This is a genomic window from Acidocella sp. (assembly GCF_052326845.1).
Classification (GTDB): domain Bacteria; phylum Pseudomonadota; class Alphaproteobacteria; order Acetobacterales; family Acetobacteraceae; genus Acidocella.
Map to the genome: position 1 here is coordinate 1 of NZ_JBKQJR010000137.1, position 7,213 is coordinate 7,213.

Below are 7,213 nucleotides of genomic sequence, written 5' to 3' on the forward strand. Positions count from 1 at the left end.
GAATTGCAACGCAGCGAGGCAAAGATCCGGCGCCTGGTCGATGCCAACATCATCGGGATCTTCATCTATGCTTTGGAAGGCCGGATCATCGAGGCCAATGATGCCTTTCTCCGTACGGTGGGCTACGACCGTGAGGATCTCACCTCAGGCCGCCTGCGCTGGCAGGATCTGACGCCGCCGGAATGGCTCGAGCGCGATGAACAGCTGTGGGTGCCAGAGCTGAAGGCGACGGGGATCCTGCAACCATACGAGAAAGAGTACTTTCGCAAGGACGGCAGCCGCGTACCCGTGCTGATCGGCGCAGCGAGCTTCGACGAAACCGGGAAGCAAGGTGTTGCATTCGTGCTCGATCTGACGGAGCGTAAGCGGGCAGACCAAGCGCTGCGGGAGAGCGAGGAGCAATGGAAGGCGGTCTTCGAGAACAACCCGACCATGTACTTTATGGTGGACCCGACCGGCACCATCATGTCCGTGAATCCCTTTGGGGCCGAGCACCTCGGCTACACGGCCGACGAATTGATCGGCCGTCCCGTGCAGAGCCTGTTTCACGAAGCGGATAGAGAGATCGTCCGGAGGCATATGGCCAGCTGCCTTGAACAACTCGGCCACGCATCGAGCTGGGAGCTGCGCAAGATCCGCAAGGATGGCGAGGTGCTCTGGGTCCGCGAGACGGCCAGAGCCATGTTGATCAAGAAGCAGCCCGTCGTCTTGATCGTGTGCGAGGATATCAGCGAGCGCAAGCTCGCTGAAGAGGCGGTGCGCAAGGTGCAGATGGAGCTGGCGCACGCCAACCGCGTCGCCACCATGGGCCAGTTCACCTCCTCGATCGCCCATGAAGTCAGCCAGCCGATCGCCGCGACGATCATGAGCGCCCAGGCCGCGCTGCACTGGCTCGGCGCGGAGCCGCCGGCTCTGGAAGAGGTGCGACAGGCTCTTGAGCGCATCGTCAAGAATGGCAGCCTGGCCGGCGAGGTCATCGACAAGATCCGCGCCCTCATCAAGAAGGCGCCGCCCCGGAAGGATTGCTTGGACATCAACGAGGCAATCCGCGAGGTGATTGAACTCACCCGTAGCGAAGCGGTGAAGAACAGCGTCTCGGTACAGACGCACCTCGCGGACGGCTTGCCGCTCATCGAAGGCGACCGGGTGCAACTACAACAAGTAATCCTCAATCTGCTCATCAATGCCGTCCAGGCGATGAGCGGCGTCAGCGAGGGGGGGCGGGAGTTGCTGATCAGCACCGCGAGAGACGAGCCGAACGGTGTACTCGTTGCGGTGCAGGATTCTGGACCGGGGATCGCGCCGGAGGTTCTCGAACGCCTGTTCGAACCCTTCTACACGACGAAGCCCGGCGGGTTGGGGCTGGGGTTGTCGATCTGCCGGTCGATCATCGAAGTGCATGGCGGCCGATTGTGGGTAAGCGAAAACGTGCCTCACGGCGCCATCTTTCACTTCACCGTGCCCGCCGGCCCGGACAGCGTATAGCGATTAGGGAGCTGAGACCATCGCGAGCCGGTATAGATCAGCCCCCTACGGAAGGGGCGAACATAGGCCATAAACCGAATGCCAGGTTTCAGCGGATCCTGGGCCGAAAGCCGCCTGTCGCCTTCCACACCCGCCTGCCCAGAAAGGTTGCTCAGGAGAGTGTCCGCTTCTGAGGAGACCTCCGGGTCAGGCGAAGGGCAATAATGGGCGCAAAGCGGCAGTCGCGAGCGGGTGTCCAATGTCCCGTTTAAACCCTTTACTGCCGGGTGAGGCGTCGACTACCTGAAATCCCGCGTCTTTACCTTGATAGGGTCAACGTGAAGATCTGAGCTGTGAATGTCTCTGCCCTTGTGGCCCACGGCTTCATGTGCATGGAGGGCGCCGGCAATTTCTACCGAGATGTCTCTATCATGCGTTCCTGACAACGCGCCCTCTCGTTTCCCGATACTTGCCAGTTCAGGAGACAGGTCGACTATCCGGTGGGCGACGAGATGCACAACATCGCCTTCGCGCTGGATACGCCCATAGACGACCATAATGCCGGCGGCGAGAATAACCCGCCGCTGTTTTTCGTAAAGCGATGGCCAGATAACCAGATTGGCGATGCCGGTCTCGTCCTCGATGGTGATGAACATCACGCCTTTGGCCGAGCCAGGCTTTTGCCGAACCAGCACGATCCCTGCCGTTTCGAGCCACTTGTTATCAGATGCCCGCATCGCCTCGCCGCAGGTGACGATTTTCTGGCGGCGTAAATCGGCACGAAGGAAGGAGACGGGATGCGCGCGCAGTGTCAGACCAAGATGGCTATAGTCCTCAACCACCTCTCCTCCCCCGGTCATCGGCCGCAGGGCAATGGCCGGCTCGCGATGCTCTGGAATGTCTCCTGCCGCACGGCTTGCCGCGAATAGCGGCAACGGTTCATCCCGCAATGCCTTGATGGCCCAGAGCGCCTCGCGCCGGGCCAGCTTCAGCGACGGCCGGAAAGCATCAGCCTCGGCGATCTGCACAAGAGACGCCACGGGCACACAAGCGCGCCGCCAGAGATCATCCACCGAGGCAAAAGCCTGATCCGCCCGGGCACCGATCATCGTGGCGGCATGAACATTGGACAACCCCTTCACCATGCGCAGGCCAAGCCGCACGGCGAACCGGCTGTCATCATCCGTCGGCTCCAAGGTGCAGTCCCACCGCGAGGCGTTGATGCACACCGGCCGGACCTCGACCCCATGATTGCTTGCATCGCGTACAATCTGCGCCGGGGCATAAAAGCCCATGGGCTGGGCGTTGAGGAGGGCGGCGCAAAACACGTCCGGGTGATGGCATTTCAGCCAGGACGAGGCGTAAGCGATAAGGGCGAAGGAGGCGGCGTGGCTTTCCGGAAAGCCGTAGCTGCCGAACCCCTCAAGCTGCTTGAAAATCCGCTCGGCGAAGTCGCGTTCATAGCCATTGGCGATCATGCCGTTAATCAGCTTTTCCTGAAAGTTGGTGACGCTACCGGTATGCTTGAACGTCGCCATGGCACGGCGCAGCTGGTCGGCCTCGCCGGGGGTGAAACCGGCGCATTCAATGGCGACGCGCATTGCCTGTTCCTGGAACAGCGGCACGCCGAGCGTCTTGCCCAGGACTTTTTCCAGTTGCGGCGTTGGGTACTCGACCTTCTCCTTGCCCTCGCGGCGGCGCAGATAAGGATGTACCATATCGCCTTGGATCGGCCCTGGCCGCACGATCGCCACTTCGATCACTAGATCGTAGAAGGTCTGCGGCTTCATGCGCGGCAGCATGGACATCTGCGCCCGGCTCTCGATCTGGAAGGTGCCGATCGTGTCAGCTCGGAGGATCATCGCATAGGTGCGCGGATCTTCGGCGGGGATGGTGGCTAGGTCGAGCGTGACGCCCTTGTGCTGGGCGAGGAGGTCAAAGCCGCGCTTCATGCAGGAGAGCATGCCGAGCGCCAGGCAATCGACTTTCATGAATTTCAGCGCGTCGATGTCGTCCTTGTCCCATTCGATGACCTGCCGGTTGTCCATGGCGGCAGGTTCGATGGGGACCAGTTCGTCGAGACGGTCGCGGGTCAGCACGAAGCCGCCTGGATGCTGCGAGAGGTGGCGCGGGGTGCCGATCAGCCCGCGGGCCAGATCGATCGCCAGTTTCAGCCGGCGGTCGCCAAGGTTCAGGTTCAGCTCGGCGGCCTGTTGCGGGTCGATCCCTTCCTCCGACCAGCCCGAAACCTGCGAATTCAGCATGGTGATCAAATCTTCCGGCAGACCCAGCGCCTTGCCGACATCACGCAGCGCCCCGCGTGTGCGGTAGCGGATGACCACGGCACACAGCGCGGCATGGTCGCGGCCATAGGTATCGAACACCCATTGGATGACGGTCTCGCGCCGTTCATGCTCGAAATCGACATCGATATCCGGCGGCTCTCGGCGTTCCTCGGAAACGAACCGCTCGAAAAGCAGATCGTTGCGCGCCGGGTCGATGGAGGTGATGCCAAGCACATAGCAGATGGCGCTATTGGCGGCGGAACCACGGCCCTGGCACAGAATTCCCTGGCTGCGGGCAAAGCGCACGATCGAATTCACCGTCAGAAAATATGGCGCGTATTCCAGCGTCTCGATCAGCTTCAGCTCATGCTTGAGGATCGCGGTCACGTCATCAGGCACGCCATCCGGGTAGCGGTCTTTCGCCCCCTCCCAGGTGAGCTTCGCCAATGCCTGCTGCGCCGTAAGACCGGGGAGCAGAATTTCCTCGGGATATTGATAGGTCAGCTCGTCCAGCGAAAAGCGGCAGCGCTTGGCGATCTCCACCGTGCGGGCCAGGGCTTCCGGATAGCGGCTGAATAGGCGGTGCATTTCGGCAGGCGGTTTGAGGTATCTGTCCGCATGGCGCTCACGTCGGAAACCGGCATCGTCGATGGTGCAGCCATGGCGAATGCAGGTGACGACATCCTGCAGGATGCGCCGGGCCGGCACATGAAACAGCACATCATTGGTGACCACGGTGGGGACGCGCGCCTGCGCCGCCATGTTCGACAGTTCAAAGAGCCGCAGCTGATCGTTCGGCCGGCGGCGCAAGGTCAGCGCCATATAGGCGCGGTTGCCGAACGCCTTGGACAACCGCCGCAAGCGTAGGGCGCAAAGGTCATCCGCCGCATCGGGCGCCAGGATGGCGATCAGCCCCTCACCGTAGGCAACCAGATCGGACCAATCGAGCTTGCACTGGGCCTTGCCACCGCGCTTTTTGCCGAGCGAGAGCAGCCGACAAAGCCGCGCATAGGCATGGCGATTTGTTGGATAGACCAGGACCGCCATGCCATCGCTAAGGTCGATCCGGCAGCCAACGATGAGCCGGATCCCGGCCTCCTTGGCCGCGACATGGGCGCGGACGATGCCGGCCAGGCTGTTGCGATCGACGATCGCCATTTCCTTGATGCCGAGATAGGCGGCCTGGGCGAAGAGCTCTTCGCAGGAACTGGCGCCGCGCAAAAAGCTGAAATGCGAGGTGCATTGCAGTTCGGCATATCGCGGTTCTCCGCTCATCCGAAAATGCCATGCAGAAACCAGCGGTGCGACCCAGTTGCCGCATCCTCGCCATCACCGGCACGGTAAATCCAAAATCGCTCGCCGGCCTCATCCTCGACCCGGAAATAATCCCGCACCGTCGCCAGCTCGGCGGCGCGCTTCCACCATTCGCCGAAGACGCGCTCCGGCCCGTCGGCGCGTTTCACCCGGCGGCGGATGCCACGCCAGCTGAAGCTGACCGGCGGATGATCCGGCAGCAGCGCCACGGTCTCGATCTGCTCTGGTACGGGCAACAGCCGCGCCGGCCGCGGCCATCGCTCCGGCCAGTCCTGACCGGTGCGGGGCGCGGTTGGCGCCACCCGGCGCACGGAGCGTTCCGGTACATCGCTGGCAACCGGGGCGAAACGATATAGCCGAGCCTCACCCACGCGATTGGCGAGGATGTCGATCAGGCCAGAAATATCCGGCTCCGGCTCTTCCGACAGCAAGGAGGTCCTGACCTGCTTGGTCTCGAACGGCTCCGCGAGCGCGGCGCACAGGCTCATGATCTCGACGCCGAAACCGGGATCAATGGTCTCGATTTTATCGCAAAGCAGCCGGGTCAGACGCTTGACGTTGCGCACTGGCGTCGCGGTACCGACGCGGATGGCTTGCATCTGGCTATCGACCCGGTGGAACAGCAGGTCGAGCCGCCGCGCGCCAAGCCCCTTGGCTTCCAGCATCTCGCACAGCGCCACCACCAGCTTTTCCGTATACCGCGCCAGCGTTTCCGCCGCGCCAATGGGCTCGGCAAACAGCCGCCGCACTTCGAGCAGCTCCTGCGGCCGGACCGGCTCAATGGGCTCACGCAACGGGCCCATCGCTTGGTCCAGACGCCGATGCAGCTCGGGGCCGAACCGCAAGGCCAGCGGGGCTCTGGGCTTGTCGGCCAGATCGCCGATCCGCTCAAAGCCAAGCCGCCGCAGATGGGCCACCATGCCGGGCGGCAGGCGCAAGGCGGCGATCGGCAGGCGCAACAGTACGCCGCTGCTTTGGCCCTCCGGCACGACAACCGCCGGCCGGGTGATATGCCGGGCGATCGCATGGGCCGCGCCCCAACTATCGGCCATCGCGGCGCGGGCATTGAAACCGGCGGCTGACAACCGGCCCACGAGATCAGCGAGCATGGCCGCCTCGCCGCCACGCAGATGCGTCGCACCTGTGGCGTCGAGAATCAGTCCATCCGGCGGATCAGCGGCAACGATCGGCGAATAACGCTGGAGGGCCCACACCGCCAGTTTCTCCAGCCCCTCGGCATCGGCGGCTAGCTCGGCATCCCTGATGACGAGACCGCTCACCAGCGCCTGTGCCTTGGTCACCGCCATGCCGATGCGCAGCCCGGCGGCTTGCGCGGCTTCATTCGCGGCGAATACCACTCGGCGCCTGCCGGTGCGGCTGCTCAGGATCAACGGCGTCTCAACCGGCGGCGCGGCCGCGCCCCGCTGCCGGAAAAGCCTGTCGGTTGGCCAGGCCGGCAGGAACACTGAGACGACCCTGGGCATCACATGCCTCCACTTCAAAATCCGCACTTTCGCCAGCACGGCAGCGAATCAACTCCACCAGCCAGCGCGGCCGCCCGACACCGGGCACGGGCAAAGGCACCGACGGCAGCACCGTCACCCGCCAGCGTGTCGCCGCCGCCGTCGGCTGGCCGAAATCCGCCGCGTCGCTCTGGCGCCGCCAGCGACGCAGCACGATACCGAGCGTTCCGGAGCTTTCCGCCGCCAGTTGCAGCCGCCGCGAATTGGTCATGCTCAACCGGCCAATCTCGGCGACGACGCTGCCGAGCCCGCCATGGCGCAATCCTTCCTCAAAACAGGCCAGCACCGCCTTCTCGTCCTCGGCCTCCGCGTAAACCACACGATCAGGCGCCAGACCGGCCTGGGCGAGGGCCGGGGCGAACAGATCCTGCCGGATCACGCACCACAACACCGGCCCCTTGCTGCGCGCGGCAATGCCAGCGGCAAACAAAGCGGCGGCGGCGCCGTCAATCGCGCCATTGCCGCCACCAGCCACTTCGTGCAGCGCCCCCAGCGCCAGACCGCCGCCCGGCAGGCGCGCGTCAATCGCCGGCAGATCGAACGGCAGCACCGCCGCCGCATGGCGGTTACCGGCTTCAATTCGCCGGATTTTTTCGCGCAAAACGGCAATGGCGGGAGGTGATCCCA

The 7,213-nt window shown here is 63.8% G+C and carries 4 protein-coding genes; 1 reads left to right on the top strand and 3 read right to left on the bottom strand.

Annotation, left to right across the window (positions count from 1 at the left end):
* The coding region (locus ACLPJJ_RS09030) for a PAS domain S-box protein (RefSeq protein WP_443590643.1) at positions 1 to 1,485 on the top strand (1,485 nt) is incomplete at its 5' end.
* Positions 1,486 to 1,763: 278 nt separating this feature from the next.
* On the opposite strand, the gene ACLPJJ_RS09035 is transcribed toward ACLPJJ_RS09030, so the two are convergent.
* From ACLPJJ_RS09035 to ACLPJJ_RS09045, 3 genes are read right to left on the bottom strand one after another with little or no spacing between them, the layout of a single operon-like run.
* Positions 1,764 to 5,024 carry an error-prone DNA polymerase gene (locus ACLPJJ_RS09035; RefSeq protein ID WP_443590644.1) on the bottom strand — a complete coding sequence of 1,087 codons (3,261 nt, stop codon included), beginning with the start codon at positions 5,022 to 5,024 and terminating at the stop codon, positions 1,764 to 1,766.
* Complete coding sequence (locus tag ACLPJJ_RS09040) at positions 5,021 to 6,547, bottom strand: DUF6504 family protein (protein ID WP_443590645.1); 1,527 nt, start codon at positions 6,545 to 6,547, stop codon at positions 5,021 to 5,023. Before ACLPJJ_RS09040 ends, ACLPJJ_RS09035 begins: the two co-directional genes overlap by 4 nt.
* Entirely contained in the window at positions 6,462 to 7,196 is a 735-nt protein-coding gene (locus tag ACLPJJ_RS09045) for an ImuA family protein (protein WP_443590646.1), read from the bottom strand. The genes ACLPJJ_RS09040 and ACLPJJ_RS09045 overlap by 86 nt, the downstream gene beginning before the upstream one ends.
* Positions 7,197 to 7,213: the final 17 nt, after the last annotated feature.

Bases quoted from the DNA above. Each gene is read 5' to 3' on its own strand.
- ACLPJJ_RS09035 (WP_443590644.1), bottom strand. From the start codon at position 5,024: ATGAGCGGAGAACCGCGATATGCCGAACTGCAATGCACCTCGCATTTC.
- ACLPJJ_RS09040 (WP_443590645.1), bottom strand. From the start codon at position 6,547: ATGCCCAGGGTCGTCTCAGTGTTCCTGCCGGCCTGGCCAACCGACAGG.